This is a genomic window from Leptolyngbya iicbica LK (genome assembly GCF_004212215.1).
GTDB lineage: Bacteria > Cyanobacteriota > Cyanobacteriia > Phormidesmidales > Phormidesmidaceae > Halomicronema > Halomicronema iicbica.
In genome coordinates this window covers 749,081-771,935 of record NZ_QVFV01000002.1, presented here as the reverse complement: position 1 = coordinate 771,935, position 22,855 = coordinate 749,081, and the positions used below count along the sequence as shown (strand labels likewise).

The window sequence follows — 22,855 nt, the reverse complement described above, 5'->3', positions numbered from 1 at the left end:
GCAACCCCCTTACTATTTCAGAAGCCCGAGGGAGATTTAAGCCGCGTGGATTGCCGGGACGGCATTCAGACCCTAGCGACAGCCTACGATCCCCTGAGTTCGGCTTAAGCTGCGCGGCCCATTCGCGAGGACTTTGAGTCCTCGGCGGGGAGATCATGCCAGGGATTTCTGATCCCGTACTGACGTTACGATTGTCCGAGCTATTTACCGTCCAAAACTACTGGCCATAATTTCAAACATACAAAAAGCGAGCAGCCGTAGCTCCTCGCTTTTGAATATGATTGCTATCGAACGGGGTCGCAAAACCTTAATACAGGTCTTCTTCCTTATGAGTTTCGATAGTGCAATCAGATGTGGGGTAAGCCACACAAGTCAAAACGAAGCCGGACTCAATCTGGTCATCATCCAAGAAGGACTGATCAGACTGATCAACGCTACCAGCAGTAATCTTGCCTGCACAGGTAGAGCATGCACCGGCACGGCAGGAGTAAGGCAGGTCAATACCTTGTTCTTCAGCAGCGTCGAGAATATATTCGTCGTCAGACACTTCGATCGTAGTATTCAAGCCTTCGGCTTCGCTGACCAAAGTCACTTTGTAAGATGCCATATTGCAATCCTCTCAACAAAAATTGGGAACTGTTGCAAAAGCAAACCCTTTCAGTACGAACCGCATCATTAAAATTTTGCAGAACTCAGTTAATTTAAGTTTGCCTTCATGATTGATACTAAGGGAAAACCTGTAGCCTGTGGGAAAAATCCTCCTTACGATTGAATGGGATTCGTAATCGAAAGAACAGCTTTTCCCTTTTCGTCTTATCAATACTCGAGATTCAATTCCTCTCAATCCTTTCACCGCAAGCCTTTTGAGGTTTCCCAATCGCTAAAACAGCTACGATTGACAGGACAAAACTCACGGCAGTTTTTATCATAAATTAAACATCCTATAAACTCTGCTTATAGTCCACCTCGTCACTCTATGGTGTTAATTTAGGCCTTTCTTCTCGACAGTAAATTTTCTATGGTTGTCAACCCTCACTGTTTTCCACAAACACTTTAGAATCGGGAATGTCCAGCAGAATTATGTAGGGGAATAGTCGCTTGACATTAGGATCATTCGCTAATCTCGGGCGATCGCTCCGGGTTGGTATCGTGGGCACCGGGTTTGCCGCCAAAGCACGGGCAACAGCGATCGCCGCCGAAAGTCGTGCTGAAGTTTTAGCGGTCACTGGTCATCACCCCGATAAGACTCATACCTTTGCGTCGACCCATGAGATTCCTCAAGTTTTCGACACATGGCAAACGTTAGTACAGCAACCCGAACTGGATGGCGTATTTATTTGCAACATCAACCGCGACCATAGCGCTGTCGCCAAAGCAGCCTTAGAGGCTGGCAAATTTGTGGTGGTGGAGTATCCCCTGGCGCTTTCCGACCTTGAGGCATTGGCTTTGATCGATTTAGCCAAACAACGCCAGCAATTCATACACATCGAACATATTGAGTTATTAGGCGGTCTACACCAGGCGATGCTGGCGCATTTGCCCCAAATCGGCATCCCACGCTATGTGCGATACTGCACAGCCGTTCCTCAGAGACCTACTCCCCAAAAGTGGACGTACAATACCGAGCAGTTTGGATTTCCGCTGACTGGCGCGTTATCTCGCATTAATCGGTTAACGAATTTGTTTGGCGCGGTCGCATCAGTGACTTGTCAAATTCAGTCGGCGCCAGCCACCTCAGACGACAGCGGTTATTATCGTCAATTGCGCTGCCTCGCTCAATTTCAATTTCACAGTGGGGTGATGGCTGAGTTGCTGTATGCCAAAGGGGAAGCAACCTGGCGATCGCAACGCTGGATGGAAGTAGAAGGCGATCAGGGCGCGATCGTGTTTGACGGCGATCAGGGCATGTTACTGACTGATGAACAAGAGACCACGATTGAGCTAGGGAAACGTCGCGGGCTCTTTGCCCGCGACACCGCCGCTGTCCTCGATGCTCTCATTGACGGCACCCCTCTCTACGTCACGCCGCAGGAAAGCCTATACGCATTGCAAGTTGCCGCCGCCGCTGAGACCGCCGCTCAAAACGGCACCCCGGTCCAGGTAACAGCCCCTTATCCAGGCGCCACCCTGACTCCTGGATAATCTGGAAGCCCGTAGCGTCATTATCTTGCCAAGCCAGTCAATGAATCTAGCGGTAGCGAACTCGGAGGAATCCTCATCGTCGCTCTTGCACAAAAAAACCGCCACAACGAGGAATCGTTGTGGCGGTTTTGGGGTTAGATATGCGTGATGTGCGATCGCGTCTTACTTAAGCGCAACCTTGGCACCGGCATCTTCTAGCTGCTTCTTCGCATCTTCAGCGTCATCCTTGGAGACGCCTTCCTTGATGGCCTTGGGAGTCGACTCGACGATTTCTTTGGCTTCCTTCAGACCCAAACCAGTCAAGCCGCGCACCACCTTAAGGATGGCGATCTTCTTGTCAGCGGGGACGTCTTCCAGAACCACGTCAAATTCGGTCTTTTCTTCTTCAGGCTCAGCGTCACCACCAGCAGGCGCACCGGGCATCATGCCTGGCATCATCATCATGCCGCCACCACCAGAAGCAGATGCATCAACACCAAACGCATCTTCGATCTGCTTAACCAGCTCAGAAGCTTCCAACAGGGACAAAGATTTCAGTTCTTCAAGAATTTGATCAGTTTTTGCAGACATGAGGTCTCTCCTAAGTACAAATCGCGAACAAACCAGTCACGAAACAATTGGACAAATTAAAACCAAGACCGACTATGCGGCGTCTTGATCTTTTTCGGAAACGGCTTTGATGGCACGCACCAGGGAAGATGGAACTTCCTTGATACCCACGGCCAATTTTTTCGGCACAGCATTGGTACCCACTGCCAGCTTGGTCGGAACGGCATTGATCGCTCCGGCGATGCGGGCAATAAGTTCCTCTTTGGTAGGCAATTCAGTAATGGCCTCTAGGTCAGCAGTTGTTAAGGCCCTCCCTTCCATCACGCCACCGCGAAGTTCAGTCTTCTTAGTGTCTTTTTGGAAGGCTTTGTAAGCCTTAATTGCGCCGCCCAAATCATCCTGAACCAGCAAAAATGCTGACGAGTCCTTAAGGAACTGCGTCATGGGCTGCCAATTCTCGTCGTTTTCGACAGCAATCCGCATCAGTGTATTTTTAGTCACTTTGCAGATTGCGCCTTTTTCTCGCAGGCGATTGCGCAAGTCAGAGATTTGAGCCACAGATAAACCCTTAAAGTCAATCACCATGGCCAATTGAGCTTCTTTCAAAAGCTCTTGCAACTCAGCGACAATCTCCTTCTTGTTTTCGAGCGTTCTACCCATTTCGGTCTCACCTCCTTGTTGGGTTGAGAGCCAGTCGTCAATCAGCTTTTTGCCTTGATCGGGATGAATTCAGCAGCAAAAAAGCCCCGGTAAATACCGAGGCTTCAGAAGCATGGCAAAGGAAATTACTGCATTAAGCAGCTATCACCTCAGCAAAAGCTCATCTGAACCTCGGCAGGACTTACAAATGCCTACTGTCTTCGGTTACTCATTCAATTGGGAAAAGAATTTGTATCCGTAGCGTCATCCCACATCACGACAAAAAACCAAACCTATTCAGCCTCTGCTAGCTTATAGTCACGCAGAGCACTAATGTCTACTTCAATCGAAGGCCCCATTGTAGCAGAGACATATAGCGTCCGCCAATACCGCCCTTTCGCACCCGACGGTTTGTTGCGGTCGATACATTCCTGTAGCGCCTTCAGATTTATGAGCAAATCTTGGGGATCGAAGCCTGCCTTGCCAAACTGCACATGCACAATGCCGCTCTTATCAGCCCGGAATTCGAGTTTACCCGCCTTGAATTCTTCAATGGCTGTGGGCAAGTCGGTTGTCACCGTGCCGCCTTTGGGCGAGGGCATTAAACCACGCGGCCCCAGCAGACGACCCAGTTTAGCGATTTTGGGCATCATGTCTGGCGTAGCGATGAGGACATCAAAGTCCATCATGCCTTTCTGAATATCATCAATCAGTTCTTCAGAACCCGACAGATCAGCCCCGGCATTAGTTGCTTCGGCGACTTTTTCGCCTCGGGCAATCACGGCTACGCGCACGGTTTGGCCAGTGCCTTTGGGCAAAATGACTGTCGTCCGCAATTGCTGGTCAGTGTATTTGGGATCAATGCCGAGCCGGATATGAGCTTCAGCTGATTCTGGGAACTTGGCTGTTGCCGTTTCCTTCAGCAATGTCAATGCTTCCAGCGGTTCATACGGGCGGTCTTCGACTTTTTCCAACAGCGCTTTCAGTCGTTTAGAGACTTTCTTAGCCACGGTTTTATCTCCTTGGGGTACTGGCGAAGGAAACCTTCTTCCCCACTAAATGAACTCATGAAATTTGAGCGATCGCGATCGCTGCTTCAAAATTACTGACAATTACTTAGTCAGCAACAGTGACGCCCATGTTACGGGCAGTGCCTTCAACAATGCGCATGGCTGCGTCAATGTCGTTAGCATTGAGATCCGGCATTTTGGTCTCGGCAATCTCTTTAAGCTGGGCCCGAGTAATGGAACCCACCTTATCTTTGTTCGGCTGTCCCGAACCCTTCTCAATCCCAATCGCTTTTTTGATTAGAACTGAAGCCGGAGGCGTCTTCAGAATAAAGGTGAAACTCCGGTCTTCAAACACCGAAATCTCGACCGGCACAACCAGGCCAGCCTTATCAGCTGTCCGGGCGTTGTACTCTTTACAGAACGCCATGATGTTGACGCCATGCTGACCCAAAGCCGGGCCAATGGGCGGCGCTGGGTTGGCTTTTCCCGCAGGAATCGCCAATTTAATCAGTGCAACTACCTTTTTTGCCATCGATTAACTCTCTTTTTGTACCTGATTAAACTCTAGTTCTACCGGGGTATCGCGCCCGAAGATGGAGAGCAAAGCTTTTAACTTACTACGCTCAGGGCTAACTTCGATTACCTCTCCTTCGAAGTCTTTGAAGGGACCCGACAGCACCGAAATGCGATCGCCCGCTTCCATATCAACCTTGACGACTGGCTGCTGCTCTTGGGTCTGCTTAAAGATTCGCTCCACTTCAGACCGCCCCAGCGGCATGGGTTTCACGTGCCCGCGGCCCCGACCAACGGCCCGTCGCTGCTCGGCACCCACAAAGTTGATAACGTGTGGGGTGTTTTTAATTACCAGCCAAGCATCCTCAGGCACTTTCCACTCTTGGAGTGTCTCATCGCGCTTTTGCTTAATTTTGATCAGCACATACCCCGGAAAAACTTTTTCTTCCGCGTTGGTATGGGTACCGTCCTTACGAACTTTTTTGACTGGCGTCTGAGGAATTTCAATCTGGATGATGTCGTCGGCTACATCTAACGTTTGCAAACGCTGCTCCAGACTTGCTTTGACTTTTTTTTCGCAGCCAGAAGCAACCTGCACCGCATACCAACGCAGGGGCCGTTTCCTTTGACCACTTTCCTCTGCGCCAGGCTGCTCTAGGTCTTGGCCAGCATTAAAGTCTGCTTCTGAAACCATTTAGAATACCTGCCTTGAGGCCCAGCCAAACAGCTGATCAATCAAATAGATCAAAGTTGCCGAAAGGCTCACCATCAAAATAACTGCTGCCGATTCGCTAATGAGCTGTTGGCGAGAAGGCCAGACGACTTTGGCTAACTCGTCTTTGGTGCCCTTTAAGAAAGCCACTGCATTAGCGTTCGAGGTCGACTGCTTAGCCGATACCTCAGGAGTGCTTTCTTTTTTTTCAGCTTCTTTCTTAGCCACGCGAATCGCCCTATAAAGTCCAAAATCGAAACGACGTCAACTGCTGTCTTGACAAGGCCGTTCTCTAAGCATCACCAAGCCCAAAGATTTTGCGGGCAAAACCTTTGGGTCAGTGGTGCTATTCACCCAGCGCGCCCTCGAGGACTCGAACCCCGGACATCAGGTTTTGGAGACCTGCGTTCTACCAACTGAACTAAGGACGCATGTCAAAGCCCCGTAGGGCCCTTATGGTATCACGGATGGCCTAGCTCCGACCTTACAAGCTGCGGTCAAACCGCTGCTTGAGTCGAGTTGCCTTACCGACGCGATCGCGCAGGTAATACAGCTTGGCACGACGGGCCTTGCCGCGACGCAACACCTTGATGTCGGCAATGCGAGGTGCATGAACGAGAAACACCCGCTCTACACCAACGCCTTGGAAAACGCGACGAACGGTGATGGCCTCATTGATGCCGCCACCGCGCTTAGCGATGACTGTACCTTCATAGGGCTGTACCCGTTCTTTGCCCCCTTCCTGAATGCGAACGCCGACGCGAATAGTATCGCCCACGTAGATTTCAGGAAGATCAGTCTTGATAAAGTCCGCTTCTAGCGAACGAATTGCTTGCTCGGCATTCATGATTTTTGGAAAAGCGCACAGTCTTTAATACTAGGACAAGCTGTTTACAGTTGTCTAGCCCTAACGAGGAAGAATCTTGATTTGCGTCGTTAAGGGCGATCGCCGCCATCCAACATCCACTTGTTGTCTGAGTCACCAGGCAACTAGCTACATAGAGACGGACTCTCAAGTTACACTGCTCTACAGTGAGTTGTCTAACTCGGTTATTGATATGGCGAAATGGCGTTAGTTGCGTTGATGCACGTTTTCCTCAGCCTTGAGGTGTTGCCTGTGGTGCGGGTTGCTGCCGCTGAGTTATTTCAACGTAAGGAATGGACACTGAGAGCCGTTCATTCACAGACCGACTTTAAGGTGACTGAACTTTTGCGTAGTTAACGTCAACTCACGCTTGAGCGAATATCTAGATTTCTTGTAGGCCGGATCGATATTAGTTTATGAATTTGTTGTCCCAACTGCTTTCCCGACCGAGTGCTCAGGCCCAGGCTAAACGGCGACGAGTCAAGGGAATTGAGCTCAAAAACGCCACCGAGATTGCAACTATGCGACAGGCCGCCAAAATTGTGGCGACCGTACTGCATGAGATTGCCCAGCGGGTGCAGCCGGGAATGACCACAGCCGACCTCGACGCGTTTGCTGAAGCTCGCATTCGTGAACTGGGGGCAACCCCGAGCTTTAAGGGCTATCACGGCTTTCCAAGCAGTATTTGCGCTTGCTTGAACAATGAGGTGGTTCATGGCATTCCGCGTCAGCGCAAAGTAATTCGGGCGGGTGATGTGCTCAAAGTGGACACCGGCGCTTACTTTGAGGGATTTCATGGTGATTCGTGCATTACGATTCCTGTGGGAGAGGTATCGGCGGCAGCTCAACGTTTGATTGAGACGGCAGAAGCAGCTTTATACGCTGGCATCGAGCAGGTAAAGGCGGGCAACACGCTGATGGATATTGCCGGGGCGATCGAAGATGTGGCCCAGGCGGCGGACTTCAGCATTGTGGAAAACTACGTGGGCCATGGGGTAGGACGTAACTTGCACGAGCCGCCATCGGTGTTCAATTTTCGGACTCGTCAGTTGCCGAACGTGCGGCTAGAGGCGGGGATGACGCTAGCGATTGAGCCGATTTTGAATGCGGGCAATAAACACACCCGGACGCTGAGCGATCGCTGGACTGTGGTCACGCTGGATCGCTCACTCTCTGCTCAGTTTGAGCACACAGTATTAGTGACAGAAACGGGATACGAAGTTTTGACTGACCGCAGTGGTCTTTAGCGGTTGTTGATGAAAGTGGCTGGCGAAGTCTGGCAAGAACATTCCTTCAGCCTTGATTGATAGAGACATCCAACAGTTTGTCTTGCAGAGTTTGCTTTTAGGTCAGCTCGTCATTCTGAACAGCAGCATGAGTCTCAGTTACATGAGTCTCAGTTACATGAGTTGTTGCAGCTCCGGGCTGAGCAACCGATGCTTTCCTACTCCACTTTTCGCCGCACGGCCTTGACCCTTCCCCCGGACTGCTAGGTCGAGGTGTTTAACGCCTGGTCGTTAGCGACGTTGTCGAAAACTGGCGACACCCAAGTCTCGGGCGACGGCAAGAGTATCTGCTGTACGAGTGTGGGAGGACGTAATGCTGCCCAAATTTTCCTGACCTTCGTCTCGATGTATGCCCAGTCGTGGGGAGTCTCACACTTGCAACTGATGGAAAACGCAAAAAAGAAGGGGTAGGGTATGAGGGAAAAGTCGCCAAATATTGTCTCAGGACTTGTGTGTCCTGAGTATGGGGGTAAGGGATAAGTTGTAGAACGGAAGCGGAGGGATTCGAACCCTCGAGGGAGGTTACCCCCCCTACCTCCTTAGCAGGGAGGCGCTTTCAACCGCTCAGCCACGCTTCCAAGGAGAATCTTATTCAGACTAGCTTGGCCATTATAGCCCCGGATTGTCTGCAACGAAACCCCTGAATTTGAATTTCGGCAAAACCTGCTGGAGCGTTGACAAACGGTGTGGCGACTGGCGTTTAGGCCGAGAGTTCGGCGTTGGGAGTGACTTGCTTGGTGGACTCGTCTAACTCGTGGCCCAGTAGGTCGGCCAGGGTGGCGATCGCTCGGGGGTCACTCACCATCCAGGGGTGTGCCAACACGGGCAGTTGCATCATCGTGCCCACCGGCAACTCAGAACTGTTGGCGGGCACAATCATCAAGTCAAACGGCGTCCATACAGAGGTGAATTCCACTTGGGTGAGGTCATCAACGGTGCTGTTTAAGTCTTGCAAAAACTCACTCTTGGGCCGCATTTGCCGCGCTCCCGGATTCGATCGCAAATATCCCGTCCAGGTGCCATTGTGCGGTGAGGAGAGGGTCACAAAATGGCGTACCCGCTCCAGGCCCCCGAGCCTTTGCAAATAGTAGCGACTAACAATGCCCCCCATGCTAAAGCCGACCAGGTCAAACTGCTGGGGCGCGGGCAAGTTGGCCTCCACATAGGCTTGAATCTGTGCCGCCAACTCATCCAGACCGATGTCGCCATTGCTGGGCACCAGGTCGATGGCGTGAACCTCTGGCCAGCCGCGATCGCTCAAACTATTGACTAAAGTTTGAAAGATCTTGGCCGTGTCATCAATGCCGTGAATTAGCAAAACCGGCAATCGCGGGGCAGACATAAAGACACCTTTTTCCATACTGGGCGCGCGGCGGCAAGCGCGGTTGTGTTCAAGATAAAACAAGACGACCCGATTGCTCCGGCGGTTGTGCCGATTATGCGGCTGTGCCGTCTCCTATGGAGTTTCATTACACCCAAGTCTGGATGCGCTCCTAGCTGATTATTCGAGAGAGTTGGGCCAGACCAGATGACCTCTAACTCGGGCGAGAGTGGCGGTGGTCGAAGGCTTTCCAACCTTCATACTTGAGTCGCCTCAGACGAGGAGGCAGAACTCATCAAGATTCATACACTTTTCTGCAAGCCAATGGACAGAAAAGTAGCTATCCCAGTCAGACAGTTGTCGTAATCTAGGGGCGTATCTACTTACCGGAAATTGACGATTATGCTTGATGCGTTGCAGCCTTTTGGCGCGCCCGACTGCGAATCTGACCTGGAAATATTAGGCGAAAATCTCTACAGTCAATTTTATTTCGGTGCTGTTCAGTTCAATCGCGATCCCTTAGACCCATTTGTTTATTTAATTTCTGGCCGACGCGGCGCGGGCAAAACCGCCCTCGCTAAATTCTTCTCCTTTCAGCAAACATTGCAGGGCGTCACCGACATTGATGTGGATGAGCCCGCCGCTTTTCACGAAGTCATTTCCAAAGTCATTGAGCCCAGCGCGCTCAATCGCGATCTGCAGATTCCCCAGCTAGTCAAGATTTGGGAATACGTGATCTGGTCGGCCATTTTTTATAAGCTCAAGCATCGCGATGTCCGCATCCAGGCGATTTGTCAGTTTCATGAAGAGGGTGGGCTGTCGTGCGTAGTCAGGTCATTGTTACAAGCCGTGATTAATCGCTATGTCGATAGCAACGGTTGTTTGTATGACGATTTAGAGGGCATTTTTCGTAGTGCGGCCTTTGAGGAAGCCAAGAAAGCGGTGTTGGAAATCTCTCAAGATCAGCCGCTGTTCATCTCCGTCGATACGTTGGAGAAATATTCCATCCATGATGAAAAGCTGATGATGTCGGTCGCCGCGCTCGTCGAGTTTGCGGCTGTGTTTTGCCGACAGTATGCCCCCAAGGGGCTCTACATCAAAGTTTTTATTATGGACGAGATGTTTCCTTATCTCACAGAGGAATACATTTCAAATACGCTCAAATATGTCAAAAATGAGGTTTACCTGCACTGGAAACCGAAGGATTTGATGAAGATTATCTGCTGGCGACTGTTTCGCTATTTGCGGCTGAAAAATCTGACAAATAGCAGAACTGCCTTCATTAATTGGCAAGACTATCGCGAGGTCAAAGATAAGGTTTGGATGCAATACTTTGGCGACTCTTTAGACGAGATGGAGGCCATTGATGAGAAAACGTTTCCGTTTATTTTGCGGCATACGCATCTGCGACCTCGGCAGTTGATTGTGCTCTGTAATGCGATCGCTGAGGAAGCCATGATGTTGGGCGAATTTCCCCACATCTCGTCGCGGTGTATTACGGCGGGCGTCGAGGCGGCGGCTGAGGTGTTGGCCCAAGAGGTCTTCAATGCCTACAGTGCGGTGTATCCCAACGCGGCGCGAATTGCCGATGCGCTGGCGGGCATCTCCCCGATTTTTGAAGGCAAAGAACTCGATAAGCGGGCTCACCGCACGGCGTCGCAATGGTCGGATGAGTATTCGCCCTATCGGTTTCGGCAGTTTGTAGCGGAACTGGGGATTGTGGGGCGGGTGCGCCAGAGCGATCGCAGCCAAACCATGGTGGAAGCCGATTTTGAGTATTTCCAAACGGGGCGATTGATCATCGCGGATGATGATTTATGTGCCATCCATCCCATGTTTTATCGCAAGCTCAATGTCCGTATGACCGAGAAAGTTTGCGTGTATCCCTTTCCCGATCATCCCCACTATCGCTTGGAGCTCTCGGCTTAGTGATCGTCGCCAGGAGGGGTAACCCCGGTTGCCCAATAAGGTTAACCGGGGCGGAGTCCCCGTCAGCAAAGTCGTCGCGGTTTTCGGCGATGGCGTCAAGTTTTTTCTGGGGGATGCGGCCTTCAAAGGGGGTCTCGAAGTGTTTGAGAACCCCTTTGAAGGCTGGGCAATGGCTCATCTCCGAGATGTGTCTAAGCGGTAGCCCAGAGCAGGAGAGGAATTTAGGGTGAGAGTCTTCAAGTGAAATGATGCAAACGGATTTGATATCAATGAGCAATCAGGTGCCTTCGGCAGGCGATGGGATTAGCACGGAGAGCGATCGCGGGTGACATTTCACCGTTAGGGGCGTCTCGCCCGCGGGTTCGCCATCGACAAAGACGGCCTGAGCGGGGTCGGTGTGGACCTTGACCTGGGGCACTTGCCAGGAATGGACGGTGTCGTTATCAACGGTCCGCTCCTGTAGTGCTGACAGAAATAGGTTGGCGGCTGATTTGACCACGCCCCACTGATGCTCGGGGGTGACGAGGGTGATGCTGAGGTTGCCGTCGTCCGCCGTGACCGCGGCGGGCCCCTGAGCGAGCACCATATCAACAGTGGCGGCGTTGGCGATCGTGACGGCAGTGGCGGGTTCGTGCCACTGGTCATCGGGCGTTTCGAGCTGCGTTTCAAATTGCCTGACGTCACGCAGTTCTTTCAGACTGTTAGTGACGATCGCCAGCTTGCCCAACTGCGACTTTTCCTCCCGATCCATCCGGTCTAGGAGCTCCGCCTCAAAGCCGATGCAGGCCACCAGCAGCATGAGTCGGTCGTTACACCAGGCGGTATCGACGCGCTGATGCTGCCCGGTTTGGATAATGTCGCAGGCATCGAGCACACTTTCGGGAATATTCAGCGCTGAGGCAAAGGCGTTAGCGGTGCCCGTGGGGATGATGCCCAGGGCCACGTCGGTATCCACCAGCGCCGAGGCCACGCCGGATACAGTGCCGTCACCGCCTGCCGCAATCACCACATCAGCCCCAGCGGCGACGGCGTCTTGCGCAATTTGAGCGGCACTCAGGTCGGGTTTGGTCAAGCGCACCGTCAAATGGCAGAGCGATTCTAAAGCAGACTGAATTTCGGTCAGTTTGTCGCCGGGTTGACCAGTTCCGGAGACTGGGTTAAACACGACCCAGTAAGACTGGGCGGCGGTTTCAGCAGCAGGATGAGTCATGGCTGGGCGTCAGTAACAGATACAAGCAGGAGGTGACCAGTATGGCGGCAAAAGTCGCCGTAATCAGGCCCAAGAAATGATGCTGCACTGTCCATTAAAGAATTATTTTTCCAAGTTTTAAAGGATTAGCTTCCAAGCTCCAAAAGGGCTGAAATGACTATACGACAGTCATTTCAGCCCTCTTTCGTCACCTAGAACATCAAGCCTCTTTATCAAGAACTATTTTTCCTTTGAGTAAAGTCGTCGGATCCCTTTCGCATCAATGATTACGGCCAATTCTTCTGATTGGCTGCCTGCCACTGTTGAGACATATGCTCCTAGCCTCAGTACAAGGACAAAAGTTTTAGAGCCTGATTAAATTCAGAACGCCGCAGGGAGAAGTCCGAGAAAGTGCGCCTGAGNNNAACTCGATAGAGTAAGCTTTCATCCCTGTCTCTTAGCAAATTCCAAAACATACTAAGTGTATCTCACGAGACTGGAAAAGGCTGTAGACGGATCAAACACTAATCTAGGGAAAAATCCGCCTCAAAGTAGACGCCAAGGATAGGTTTAGAAGCTTAAAGTAGCGACATTGACTAATTTGCCAGCTCTGTTGATTTGACTCACTCGCGTTATGAATGCAATAGCCGAAGTGAGGCAAACGAATACTGTTCGGCATTAATTCACCACCCGTTAATCCCTACTCTGAACATCTCTAAAGCATCGTATGCGGGGTGGGCTGAGAGAAATCGGTGTTGAGATTTTGCCTAATGCTATTCGTCATTGACTGGGAATTATTTCATTTTTTGCAAGTAGGAGAATGACTATGTGGAGCATTTTTTTGTCAGGATTAGCCACTGCGCTCAGTTTGCTGGTCGTGGATTTGGTTGTGCCCGGTGTCAGGATTGAGACGATCGCAGCTGCCGCGATCGCAGCGGCTTCAGTCGGTTTAGTCAACGCCTTTATTAAGCCGATTTTGCAAACCATTTCGATTCCGATCACGATCTTGAGCTTTGGCTTATTTGCGATCGTGGTGAATGGCTTATGCTTCTGGCTCTCTTCCCTCGCGGTTCCCGGTTTTTATGTGAAGGGAATTTTAGGCTTCGTGCTTGGCCCCATCGTACTGTCCTTTGTCAGCACAGCGCTGAGCAACTATCTCACCAACCATGCACCAGCTTTCATGCGTGATAGTTCTGACTTGAGTGCCGAAAATCCTTCACAGTCGTAAGTCATAAGGCCATTTGGCTTTAGATGCTATGAGTGGGGCGCATCTCAGTACAAGGACAAAAGTTTTAGAGCCTGATTAAATTCAGAACGCCGCAGGGAGAAGTCCGAGAAAGTGCGCCTGAGAAAGTCACAACCGTAGCGGAACAAACTCTTCGCTCTACGCCCATGAGCTTTTAGTGGAATGGGGTGTTGCTGGTGTTGCCAAAGACCGGTGAGCATGGCCCAGCAGAAGGCCAAAGCCAACAGCGCTATCAACTTGCTAAGCCGTTCGGCGTGGCAGAAATGAGTCGATTCGAGATTGAAGCCCCGTGTTTTCAAGGTCGCAAACAGCGTCTCAATGCCCCACCGCAAACGATAATCGGCGAAGGCGGTTTGAGGCTGATGACCAGTCGCGAGAATGAGCAGTTCGCCATCTTCCAACCGGGTGGCGACGATGTAGACCCGACGACCCCAGACCCAGCGCTTGCCAGAGAGATGGCGCTGCTCGCCGACCTTCAAATTGGCAAAGACTCGCTCCCCTGTTTGGCGCTGCTTCCCGGAGCGCGAGCTAATGCGGTCACTGTGACGCAGTCGGAGCCGAAACGGGATGGCATCCGGCACCAGCAAGAAGCTACACCACTCTCGACCCACGAATTCTCGGTCTCCTGTCAGACAGCGAATCTGGGCGTTGGGGAAGACGCGCTCGAAGCGTTCGAGCAAATCCATCCGCTCGTCACTATTGCTGTTGCCGCGTTTATCCAGCATCGTCCACATCACCGGAAAGGCGACGCCCTCGTGGACAATACCCAGCATCAGGATGTTGAAATTAACCGTGCCGAAGGACCAGTTGGTGCGGTCGAGGCTCAGCGTCCAAGGCTCAGGAATTTGACTCCAACTCACGACAGCCTGAGCAATTTCCTCAAAGTCAATGACAAACTTACGAAAGAAGCGGGTCAAACGCTTATGGTTTGAGGCACTCTGCGCCCGATTGGCAAAGACCGAGGCGAGCCTCTCTAAATTGACGGTTTCGACGCGAAACAGCGCCACGAGGAACAGTGCTAGGAAGGTGAGTCGGGCTCCATGCCAAGACAAGTGGGGACGCAAAGCGGCTTGAATTCGGGTAATCTCGGTCATGAGGTGGTAGACGTTAGCGGTGTGGTAACTTCTAGCTCACCGCCTCGCTCCTCGATTTGTCAAATCCCGACCACGGTTAGCTTGCAGCTTTCACCGCCATAGTTTTGTCCCTGTACTTTGGCTCCTAGCTTGTTCATCCAAGTCATTGAGAACATCCCTTCTCTTTCAAATTTAAAGACTTAGCTTCCAAATCAAACTCATTCAGACTATACTTTGGCAAGTACACTTGTCCTGGTCGCGAAATGGATGAGCCAGTAACTAAAGCAATTATTAACGAATCACAGGAATTAGCAGCCACTGGTGAGCAGGAGCATCTGCTACTGGATGAGTTGTCACCTGAGTTGCAGCGCAAGGTTGAGCTGATATCCGCGATCGTGAATGCCCCTGACAGCAAGACCGAACGACAGCGGATTGATGTTGCGGCGAAAGAACTCTGTAAATGTACCAAAACCATCCGCTCCTATCGAGATGCTCTCAGAGAGGATGGAGTGGTGGCGCTGACGAGAACTGGGCGGTCAGACAAAGGTGACCAGCGTCATATTTCACAGCCATGGCGAGATCTCGTACTAGAACTCTTTCAACGAGGGCAGAAGAATAGCCGCCGTCGCAATCGCAATCAGGTCTGGTTATTGATTCAGGGCATCACATCAAAGCTCAGAGCAGATGAGTGGCAACACCCTGATAAGTTGAATGAACTAATGGACTGGTACGCCCAGAAATTAGGTTGTGCTGAGGAGAACAAGAAAAGCAAGCTGAACAAGATTTTGGGGGCTCTTCGCAAAGAGTTGGAAGCAGGCACTTTGATGCCACCAAAATCTCATCAGTCGGTTTACAACATCATCAATGCTTATTTGGAAAAGCAAAGCCGAAAAGCACGCCACCCAGGTCAAGGACTAGAACAGGTTATCCAAACAACTACTGGGGATTTGCTTCTGCAGTATACGAATGACCTTTTTCAGGCAGATCATACAGGCCTCGATCTCTTGCTGGTAGATGCCGATGGCAATGAAATTGGTTATCCGTTTTTGACCGTCATTATTGAATGTACTTCTGGGTGTGTGATTGGTTTTTACCTGGGTTTTAAGCAACCGGGTTCACACGAAGTGGCATTAGCATTGCGTCACGCTGTCTTGCCAAAGCATTACGGGCCAGAATACAAGCTAGAGCATCAGTGGCAATGTGTTGGTACACCGAAGTACTTGATGACCGATCGGGCGAAGGAGTTTAAGTCTACGCACTTACAGCAGATTGCGGCTGAACTGGGCTTTGAACTCCGCTATCGTGCCTATCCTTCCCAAGGTGGTTTGGTCGAATCTGTATTCGACAAACTCAACAAGGAAGTACTTTCGACACTGCCAGGTTACAAAGGCTCTAATGTCCAGAAGCGGCCTAAGGATGCGCAGAAGCATGCCTGCATCAGTGTTGAGGAGTTAGAAAAAGAACTGGTTCGTTACTTTTGCGATCATTACAACCAGCATTTATACCCGCGCATGAAAGACCGGACTCGTATGATGCAGTGGGAAGAGAAGCTGGCTGAACCGCCAATTGTGCCCAATGAGCGAGAACTGGATCTGTGTCTGCTGAAGCGTAAAAAATCCGCCAAAGTTCAGAAGTATGGCACGATTCAGTTTTGCAATGAAATTTTTCAAGGTGATTGTCTTGTCGGTAGGGAAACCGAGAAGATCAGCCTCCGTTTTGACCCAAGCGACATTATCCATATCTTGGCTTATACCCTGGAGACAGCCAACTCACCGGCAAAGTTTTTGGGGGTTCTTAGGGCTTGCGATCGCAAAGAACAAAAACTCTCTCTTCAATCTCTGAAATTGGAACAACGGCTAATCCGCGAACGGGGTAGTGAAATTGATCAGACTTCCATCTTCTTGGACGCTCTGGAGCGCAATGAACTAGCTGAACGCAAGGTAAGAGGTAAGCGCAAGCAGCAGCGGCGTAAGGAACATGAGCGTACAGGACGTTCTGAGGGACTCGGTAACGTTGTTGAGTTCAAGCGGCAGGAGAACGAAGAACAAGCGAAAGATGTACCGGCTGTAGCAGCAACTCAAAAACCTGTGAAGCGCCTGAAACCGAAGCGATCGGCCAAGGTGGCCGCAGTCAATTGGCAACAGCAATTAGATGAAAGTTGGTAAGAACCATGGCACAACCTCAGCCCGTTAATCCACAACAGAGTTCTGTAAAGTCTCCTGCGTTTGACATTCAAGCGGAAATCGAGCGGATTAGAAGCGGTGGGCCATTGCTGACTACCCAACGAGATGATGTTCTGCATGAATGGCTAGACGAGCAGCGGGAATCTGGCAATCCTGGATTTATCTGTTCTGCAAAAGGATCAGGGGTTTCTGATTCTTGCCAGTACTATCGTATGCAGCATGTAAAACGGCGGGGCGTTATTCAGCAGCTTCCAGTTTCTGTGGTTTACATGCGGGTTCCGACTGTTTGCAGTGTCAGTCATTTCTATACTTCTTTGTTGGATGCCTTAAGTCATCCAATCACAACAGGCCGATTGAAGGATAAGCGCCCTAGAGCCCGAGGGCGTCTAAAGTCGTTTCAAACAAAACTGCTAATTGTTGATGATGCGGAATTCCTCTCATATGAGGCATTTTGCGAGCTAGCTCAAATCTATGACGTCCTGAAAATTCCAGCCGTTTTGTGTGGAACGTACTATCTGGAAAAGATGTTGAAAAAACGCTACTGGGATCGGGTCATGAACTCTTTCCTGGATTTCCATGAGTATCCGCCAATGACTCTGGATGAGATGGTAGAAATTATTGACTCCTGGGAAACGGAATTTTTACAGTGGCCAGGTGAATCAGATCTTCTGAATGCAGAAATGGCTCAACTAATCCATGAACAGACTGGTGGATTACGAGATGCTTTGAACGAGGTGCTGCGTAAAGCAGCTATTAAAGCTCTGAAACAGAAATCATCCCAGATTACAGCCGACATCATTCAATCGGTCGTGACTCGACGGGTTCAGCCTCGCATCAAACCAGGGAAGGAAGATGAAGAATGAAGCGGAAGATGTCCAAGCCTGGATGGAGTATGTGGAACCCTATGAGGGGGAAAGCATTAGCCACTATTTCGGGCGGTTGCGACGGGAGGAGGCAAATAGTGTCTCGGCTCCCACGACATTGAGTGAAGCGGCGGGAATTGGGCCAGCTTTGTCGCGCTGGGAGAAGTTTCGGTTTAATCCGTTTCCGAGCCCCAAGGAATTGGAAGCGATGGGGAAACTGGTGGGGTTAACGGTGGAGCAGCTACGGGCGATGCTGCCAGCGCAAGGGGAACGGTTGGTGATGCGATCGATGCGGCTATGTGGGGAGTGCTATCGAGAATCGCCTTACCATCGAATTGATTGGCAATATGAATCAACAGAGGGGTGTGAGAAGCATCGGTTGCGGCTGATTTCGCGGTGCCCAGCCTGTGATGAGAAGTTTGCGTTGCCAGTGGAGTGGGTGGAAGGTGCGTGTAAGCGCTGTGGCATGAAGTTTACGTCGATGGCCAAGCGGCAAAAGCCTTATTGATGAGTAGTTTGAGCCCAGCGATTAAACTATGTATGAATTTCAGATTGTGACAAAAACCGAATCCGAAGCTGAGCACTTCATGGCCGAGATCGGGGCCGAAGATGTCAGCATTGAGGACTGGAGTGGGAGTCGACCGGGGAAGGAGTACGAGAACTACGTGTGTAGTTTTGGCATCACAGCGCTTACGCCTAAGCAACTGAATCGAGTCGCTGATTCCCTGGGAGTGGCACTGATTTACATTGAGCCAGACGAATGAGGAAAACTGGGCTCCTGCGTAAAGAGCCTGGGCTTGGGATCAGGTCAAGAACTGCCGAGCTTTTGGAAAGTTCGGCAAGAAAGATTAAGGGATGCTTTGCATTGGACCCGATAGGCAATATGGCTTAGCTAAACTGCGATGAGATTCTTTTCGTCGTGCAGCCTACGTGTCGCTTCGAGACTTAACCTTACGCAAACGATATCGTAGCGGTCGCCAAGACTTGCTGCGGGATTTTTATATCCCTTGCCTAGAGCGATCGCTCATCTACAATCGGGCCGTGGGGTATTTCTCTAGTAGCTCACTGGCGCTTGCAGCGCAGGGATTAACTGCGTTCATTAAAGCGGGTGGTCGAATGCGACTGGTGGCATCACCCCACCTATCAGAGGCTGATATTGAAGCGATCGCCGCAGGGCTACAGCAACGAGACGCGGTCATTGAAGCCGCCCTGACTCGTGAACTCTCTCAGGAGTTTGAGGGGGTGGTCAGTGATCGCTTGGCTTGTTTGTCATGGTTGCTGGCTCACGACCGTCTGGAGATCAAAATTGCTGTGGTCAAGGATCTCCAGGATGAAGGGATTTACCACGAAAAGCTGGGCCTTTTTATCGATGCTGAGGGGAACCAGATTGCTTTCGGTGGCTCGGCCAATGAGAGTGCTCGGGCGTACCGTCGGAATTTTGAGTGCATCACTCTATTTTGGTCATGGCGGGATGGAGATGCTGAATGTATTGACGAGATGTCGGCAGATTTTGAAGATCTCTGGCAGAACCAAACGCCTGAACTCGATGTGATGGAGTTCCCGGAGGCGGCGAAACGCAAGCTGCTGGAGCGATGCCCGGAGTACCCGCCAGAGGTAGATCAGGAGATTGAGGCGGATCGGAAAGCGGCAACGCCGTCGGGTGACTACCAAACGGTGCCGGGAGTGCCAATGCTACCCCAGGCTTTGGTACTCAGGGACTACCAGAAAAAAGCCATTGCAAACTGGTTCAAGAATAAGGGGCGCGGCACGCTGAAGATGGCGACGGGGAGCGGAAAGACGATCACGGCTTTAGCCATTGCTTCGGAACTCTATAAAAAATGTGTGGCTCGAAACAAACCGCTGCAAGCGCTGCTGATTGTTTGCCCCTACCGCCATTTGGTGACGCAGTGGGCTGAGGAAAGTCGCCAGTTTGGGTTGCAGCCGATTTTGGCTTTCAATCAAGCCGAGACCTGGCAAAGCGAGCTGCAATCGCAACTGCTGGCGCTGATGGGCGGTCGGCAGCCGTTTGTGACCATCATCACGACTAACGCGACCTTGCGGCAGGATTCTTTGCAGTCGCAACTGGCGTTTTTGCCGTCGCTGACGATGATCATTGGGGACGAAGCCCACAACTTGGGCGCGAAAAATCTGGCGGACAGTTTGCCGGATCAGGTGAAGTTGCGGCTGGCGCTGTCGGCCACACCGGAACGGTACTTTGACGAAGCGGGAACCGAAAGGATCTTTGACTACTTTGGCCCGGTTTTGGAACCTGAGTTCACTTTGAAGGATGCGATTCAGGCGGGGGCGCTGTCGCAGTATGTCTATCACCCGCTGTTGGTAAATCTGGAGCCGGAGGAGATTGAGCGCTATGCGGAACTGACGGCGGCGATCGGTCGGGCGATGGGCATTGGCGGACGGGAAGACAATGTAGCGCTAGAGCGGTTGCTGTTTGAACGGGCACGGCTCATTTGTACGGCTCAGAATAAGCTCACAACGCTGCGATCGCTGATGGCCGATCGCCTCGCAACGGATCACACGCTGTTTTATTGCGGGGATGGCTCGATCGAAGATGAGACGACGGCGGAGAGCCAACGCCAGTTAGAGGCGGTGACGGACTTGTTGAAATATCAATTGGGTTACGCCGTCGAGCCGTACATTGCGGAGACATCGCTGTCCGCTCGCGCCGATCTACGATATGCCTTTGAGCGGGGACATGTGAAGGGGCTGGTAGCGATTCGGTGTTTGGACGAAGGGGTGGATATTCCAGCGATTCAGACGGCAGTGATTTTGGCGAGTAGTAGTAATCCTCGGCAGTTTATCCAGCGGCGGGGACGCATTTTGCGCAAAGCCCCAGGTAAGAATCGTGCGGAACTGTTTGACATGATTGTGGTTCCCCCCGATCTGGGGCGGGAATACTGGGAAATAGAGCGCCGAGTACTGAAAGGGGAACTCACCCGCTTTGTGGAGTTTGCTGACCTGGCCCTGAATGCGGGGGAAGCTCGAAAAGCGCTCTATCCCTTGCAGGAAAAATATGACTTGCTAGATTTGTGATGATTCGCCGCACTGATGACACGATGACCCAGAATCCCAGCCAACAAGAAATCGAGGAGCCGATTACGACGGCCCCACCGGAAGTGGAAAAAATTATCCGCGAGGTGATTAAGCTCGAACGGGAAAACCTGGCGGGGGAAAAGCCCCGGATTCGCGGGGATGTGCTGAAGATCATTAAGGACACGGTGCAATGAAGCTGCTATCGGTCAAACTCTTTAACTTTCGGCAATTTTGGGGTGAGGTGGCGCTGGATTTAGCCCACCAGGGCGATCGCACCACGACGATCATCCACGGCAATAATGGCGCGGGCAAAACGACGCTGCTAAATGCCTTTACCTGGGTGCTGTATGAATCGTTCAGTGCGGCGTTTGCGGCGGGACCGCTGGTGAACAATCGGGCCTTGGCGGAGGCCCCCGCTGGTAGCCGGGTGGAGTGCTGGGTGGAGGTGCTGTTTGAGCATAACCGCAAGGAATATTTGGTGCGGCGATCGCGCTATGTCGACAAGTCTCAGGAAGCGGGGGCGAACCCTGAGGAAACGTCGGGAGCCCTGCAACTGAAAATTAATGGCGAGTTGGTGCGCGATGAAGAGCAAGTTGAGGAAATGATCGGGAATGTGTTGCCCAGCACCCTGCATCGCTATTTCTTCTTTGATGGGGAACGGATTGAGCAAATTGTGAAGTCTGAGAACCGGGAAGATATGGCCACGGCGATCAAAACACTGTTGAGCGTGGAAATGCTGGAGCGGGGCATTCGGCATTTAGACTATGCCCGCAAGATGCTAGAGCGGGAACTGAAGGAAATTGGGGATACCGAGACTAAACGATTGGTATCAGAAAAGTCAGCATTAGAAGAAGAGCGAGCCCGCAAGACGGAACGTCGTGAGGCGATCGTGCAGGATTTGCTGGATCAGGAAGATCTGAAGCAAAAGTACATGGCCCAACTGCGGGATCTGGCTAGCGTGAAGGAGATTCAGCAGCGGCGCGATGACCTGCAAGCCCAGATGGAGGAGCTGGAGCAGCAGCTCAACCGCAGTGAAGATCGGCTGCGGCGTACCATTTCGTCACGGGGCTACATGGTGTTTTTGAAGGACACCATCGCGGACTTTAAGGAACTGGCGGCGGATTTGCGGCGTAAGGGCGAGTTACCGGCGGGCATTAAGCGGCAGTTTGTGCAGGATTTGTTGGATCAGCAAAGCTGTATCTGTGGGGCGGAGCTGACCACGGGCACGGCGAATCGGCAGGCGGTGGAATCCTGGCTGGATAAGGGCGGTTTGCAGGATGTGGAAGAGGCCGTCATTAAAATGGGCGGCGAGGTGGAAAGTTTAGAGCGGCAGATTCCCGAATTTTGGGCGGAGATTGACCAGGAGCAGGCCAGCATTGAAAACTTGCGGCAGAAGATTGGGCGGCTGCAAGATCAGCTCAGCGGCATTCGCGAACAGTTGAAGGATGATGCGGATACGAATGTGCAGGGCATTGAGCGGCGACTGGAAGATACGGAAAACAAAATCACCGATCGCCATCGGGAAGATGCGGTGTTGAAGGATGAGGTCAGTCGTTTGGATGCAGCGATCGCGGGGGTGGATAAGAAAATCAAGGCCCACAAGGCGAGGGATCAGGAACAGGCCCGAGTGAATCGCCAGCGGGAGGCGGCGTTGGAGGCGATCGCTCGGTTGGAAGAGGTGAAGCATCGGGTGGATGTGAAGTTTCGCGGGGTGTTGGAGGCAAAGGTGCGGGAAATTTTCCGCAAGATTTCGTTTACGCCGTATCTGCCGAAGCTGACGGAAAAGTATGAGCTGATGCTGATTGACCCGAATCTGGAGGGCAGCGGGGATGCGCTGGTGGGGGCATCGACGGGGCAAAATCAGATTCTCAGTTTGGCGTTTATTGGCAGTGTGATCGACCGGGTGCGGGTGTGGAGCCAGAAGCATTCGGCGATCGGGCTGGATGGCGGCGGTTTTCCCATTGTGATGGATTCGCCTTTTGGCAGTTTGGACTCGGTGAACCGCAGCAATATCGCTGAGGCGATTACGGAACTGGCGGATCAGCTGGTGGTGATGGTGAGCAAGACCCAATGGCTGAATGAGGTGGAACGGGAGATGGAGGAGTCGGCGGGGGCGGAATATGTGTTGGTGTATTACACCGCGAAGGAGGATGCCCAACCGGATGAGATGGAGCGCTACGGGCGGCGTTATCCGTTGGTGAAGCGGAGTCCAAACGAGTTTACCTGGACTGAGGTAATCAGGGTTGACCGAATAGAGGCTTAGTGTTCTGAGTGATTTCGGTGC

The 22,855-nt window shown here is 51.8% G+C and carries 24 protein-coding genes and 2 tRNA genes; 13 read left to right on the top strand and 13 right to left on the bottom strand.

What is annotated here, in order from left to right; all coding sequences use genetic code 11:
• Positions 1 to 307: 307 nt before the first annotated feature.
• A complete protein-coding gene (locus DYY88_RS10430; protein ID WP_039728090.1) occupies positions 308 to 607 on the bottom strand; it encodes a ferredoxin in 300 nt (99 codons plus the stop codon).
• A gap of 491 nt (positions 608 to 1,098) precedes the next feature.
• Between DYY88_RS10430 and DYY88_RS10425 the strand changes: the two genes are divergently transcribed.
• Complete coding sequence (locus tag DYY88_RS10425; protein ID WP_039728091.1) at positions 1,099 to 2,142, top strand: Gfo/Idh/MocA family protein; 1,044 nt, start codon at positions 1,099 to 1,101, stop codon at positions 2,140 to 2,142.
• Positions 2,143 to 2,304: 162 nt separating this feature from the next.
• Here the strand turns inward: DYY88_RS10425 and rplL are convergent, their stop codons facing one another.
• The 8 genes from rplL to rplS all read right to left on the bottom strand — a co-directional run bounded on the left by rplL (position 2,305) and on the right by rplS (position 6,412).
• Positions 2,305 to 2,712: a 50S ribosomal protein L7/L12 gene (gene rplL / locus DYY88_RS10420; protein WP_039728092.1), complete on the bottom strand. Its 408-nt coding sequence runs from the start codon at positions 2,710 to 2,712 to the stop codon at positions 2,305 to 2,307.
• A 72-nt stretch (positions 2,713 to 2,784) separates the two neighbouring features.
• Entirely contained in the window at positions 2,785 to 3,351 is a 567-nt protein-coding gene (gene rplJ, locus DYY88_RS10415; RefSeq protein WP_039728093.1) for a 50S ribosomal protein L10, read from the bottom strand.
• A gap of 272 nt (positions 3,352 to 3,623) precedes the next feature.
• Positions 3,624 to 4,340, bottom strand: a complete 717-nt coding sequence (rplA, locus tag DYY88_RS10410) for a 50S ribosomal protein L1 (RefSeq protein ID WP_039728094.1) — start codon at positions 4,338 to 4,340, stop codon at positions 3,624 to 3,626.
• 106 nt (positions 4,341 to 4,446) lie between these two features.
• Positions 4,447 to 4,872, bottom strand: a complete 426-nt coding sequence (gene rplK, locus DYY88_RS10405; protein ID WP_039728095.1) for a 50S ribosomal protein L11 — start codon at positions 4,870 to 4,872, stop codon at positions 4,447 to 4,449.
• 3 nt (positions 4,873 to 4,875) lie between these two features.
• Positions 4,876 to 5,547: a transcription termination/antitermination protein NusG gene (nusG, locus tag DYY88_RS10400; protein WP_039728096.1), complete on the bottom strand. Its 672-nt coding sequence runs from the start codon at positions 5,545 to 5,547 to the stop codon at positions 4,876 to 4,878.
• Entirely contained in the window at positions 5,548 to 5,793 is a 246-nt protein-coding gene (gene secE / locus DYY88_RS10395; RefSeq protein ID WP_039728097.1) for a preprotein translocase subunit SecE, read from the bottom strand.
• A gap of 130 nt (positions 5,794 to 5,923) precedes the next feature.
• Positions 5,924 to 5,996 (bottom strand) — tRNA-Trp (locus DYY88_RS10390).
• Positions 5,997 to 6,049: 53 nt separating this feature from the next.
• The gene (gene rplS / locus DYY88_RS10385) at positions 6,050 to 6,412 is read right to left on the bottom strand and encodes a 50S ribosomal protein L19 (RefSeq protein ID WP_039728098.1); all 363 of its coding nucleotides are present in this window, start codon (positions 6,410 to 6,412) and stop codon (positions 6,050 to 6,052) included.
• A gap of 219 nt (positions 6,413 to 6,631) precedes the next feature.
• On the opposite strand from rplS, the gene DYY88_RS24120 reads away from it, so the two are divergent.
• On the top strand, positions 6,632 to 6,787 hold the full coding sequence (locus DYY88_RS24120) for a hypothetical protein (protein ID WP_163685970.1): 156 nt from the start codon (positions 6,632 to 6,634) through the stop codon (positions 6,785 to 6,787).
• A gap of 59 nt (positions 6,788 to 6,846) precedes the next feature.
• A complete protein-coding gene (gene map, locus DYY88_RS10380; protein ID WP_039728099.1) occupies positions 6,847 to 7,677 on the top strand; it encodes a type I methionyl aminopeptidase in 831 nt (276 codons plus the stop codon).
• A gap of 528 nt (positions 7,678 to 8,205) precedes the next feature.
• On the opposite strand, the gene DYY88_RS10375 is transcribed toward map, so the two are convergent.
• A tRNA-Ser gene (locus DYY88_RS10375) sits at positions 8,206 to 8,294 on the bottom strand.
• A 122-nt stretch (positions 8,295 to 8,416) separates the two neighbouring features.
• Positions 8,417 to 9,058, bottom strand: coding sequence for an esterase/lipase family protein (locus DYY88_RS10370; RefSeq protein ID WP_039730161.1), 642 nt, complete (start codon positions 9,056 to 9,058; stop codon positions 8,417 to 8,419).
• 381 nt (positions 9,059 to 9,439) lie between these two features.
• Here DYY88_RS10370 and DYY88_RS10365 point away from each other — a divergent pair, with 381 nt between their 5' ends.
• On the top strand, positions 9,440 to 10,966 hold the full coding sequence (locus DYY88_RS10365; RefSeq protein ID WP_039728100.1) for a P-loop ATPase, Sll1717 family: 1,527 nt from the start codon (positions 9,440 to 9,442) through the stop codon (positions 10,964 to 10,966).
• Positions 10,967 to 10,994: 28 nt separating this feature from the next.
• Positions 10,995 to 11,168, top strand: a complete 174-nt coding sequence (locus DYY88_RS24115) for a hypothetical protein (protein WP_160299583.1) — start codon at positions 10,995 to 10,997, stop codon at positions 11,166 to 11,168.
• 75 nt (positions 11,169 to 11,243) lie between these two features.
• On the opposite strand, the gene DYY88_RS10360 is transcribed toward DYY88_RS24115, so the two are convergent.
• Positions 11,244 to 12,176 carry a YegS/Rv2252/BmrU family lipid kinase gene (locus tag DYY88_RS10360; protein WP_044151326.1) on the bottom strand — a complete coding sequence of 311 codons (933 nt, stop codon included), beginning with the start codon at positions 12,174 to 12,176 and terminating at the stop codon, positions 11,244 to 11,246.
• A gap of 805 nt (positions 12,177 to 12,981) precedes the next feature.
• On the opposite strand from DYY88_RS10360, the gene DYY88_RS10355 reads away from it, so the two are divergent.
• Positions 12,982 to 13,383, top strand: a complete 402-nt coding sequence (locus DYY88_RS10355; RefSeq protein ID WP_039728604.1) for a phage holin family protein — start codon at positions 12,982 to 12,984, stop codon at positions 13,381 to 13,383.
• A gap of 44 nt (positions 13,384 to 13,427) precedes the next feature.
• Here DYY88_RS10355 and DYY88_RS10350 read toward each other — a convergent pair whose 3' ends face one another.
• Positions 13,428 to 14,495 (bottom strand): IS4 family transposase, encoded by a 1,068-nt coding sequence (locus DYY88_RS10350; RefSeq protein WP_039726301.1) that lies wholly within the window; start codon positions 14,493 to 14,495, stop codon positions 13,428 to 13,430.
• A 242-nt stretch (positions 14,496 to 14,737) separates the two neighbouring features.
• Between DYY88_RS10350 and DYY88_RS10345 the strand changes: the two genes are divergently transcribed.
• The 7 genes from DYY88_RS10345 to DYY88_RS10315 all read left to right on the top strand — a co-directional run bounded on the left by DYY88_RS10345 (position 14,738) and on the right by DYY88_RS10315 (position 22,834).
• On the top strand, positions 14,738 to 16,639 hold the full coding sequence (locus DYY88_RS10345) for a TnsB C-terminal domain-containing protein (RefSeq protein ID WP_039728102.1): 1,902 nt from the start codon (positions 14,738 to 14,740) through the stop codon (positions 16,637 to 16,639).
• Between the two features lie 5 nt (positions 16,640 to 16,644).
• On the top strand, positions 16,645 to 17,520 hold the full coding sequence (locus tag DYY88_RS10340) for an AAA family ATPase (RefSeq protein ID WP_044151327.1): 876 nt from the start codon (positions 16,645 to 16,647) through the stop codon (positions 17,518 to 17,520).
• Positions 17,510 to 18,028 carry a TniQ family protein gene (locus DYY88_RS10335; protein ID WP_039728104.1) on the top strand — a complete coding sequence of 173 codons (519 nt, stop codon included), beginning with the start codon at positions 17,510 to 17,512 and terminating at the stop codon, positions 18,026 to 18,028. Before DYY88_RS10340 ends, DYY88_RS10335 begins: the two co-directional genes overlap by 11 nt.
• Before the next feature lie 46 nt (positions 18,029 to 18,074).
• Positions 18,075 to 18,284 (top strand): hypothetical protein, encoded by a 210-nt coding sequence (locus tag DYY88_RS10330; protein ID WP_130199392.1) that lies wholly within the window; start codon positions 18,075 to 18,077, stop codon positions 18,282 to 18,284.
• Between the two features lie 166 nt (positions 18,285 to 18,450).
• Positions 18,451 to 20,571, top strand: a complete 2,121-nt coding sequence (locus tag DYY88_RS10325; RefSeq protein WP_039728106.1) for a DEAD/DEAH box helicase family protein — start codon at positions 18,451 to 18,453, stop codon at positions 20,569 to 20,571.
• Positions 20,571 to 20,765, top strand: a complete 195-nt coding sequence (locus DYY88_RS10320) for a hypothetical protein (RefSeq protein ID WP_039728107.1) — start codon at positions 20,571 to 20,573, stop codon at positions 20,763 to 20,765. Before DYY88_RS10325 ends, DYY88_RS10320 begins: the two co-directional genes overlap by 1 nt.
• Positions 20,762 to 22,834, top strand: coding sequence for an AAA family ATPase (locus DYY88_RS10315; RefSeq protein WP_039728108.1), 2,073 nt, complete (start codon positions 20,762 to 20,764; stop codon positions 22,832 to 22,834). Before DYY88_RS10320 ends, DYY88_RS10315 begins: the two co-directional genes overlap by 4 nt.
• Positions 22,835 to 22,855 lie beyond the last annotated feature (21 nt).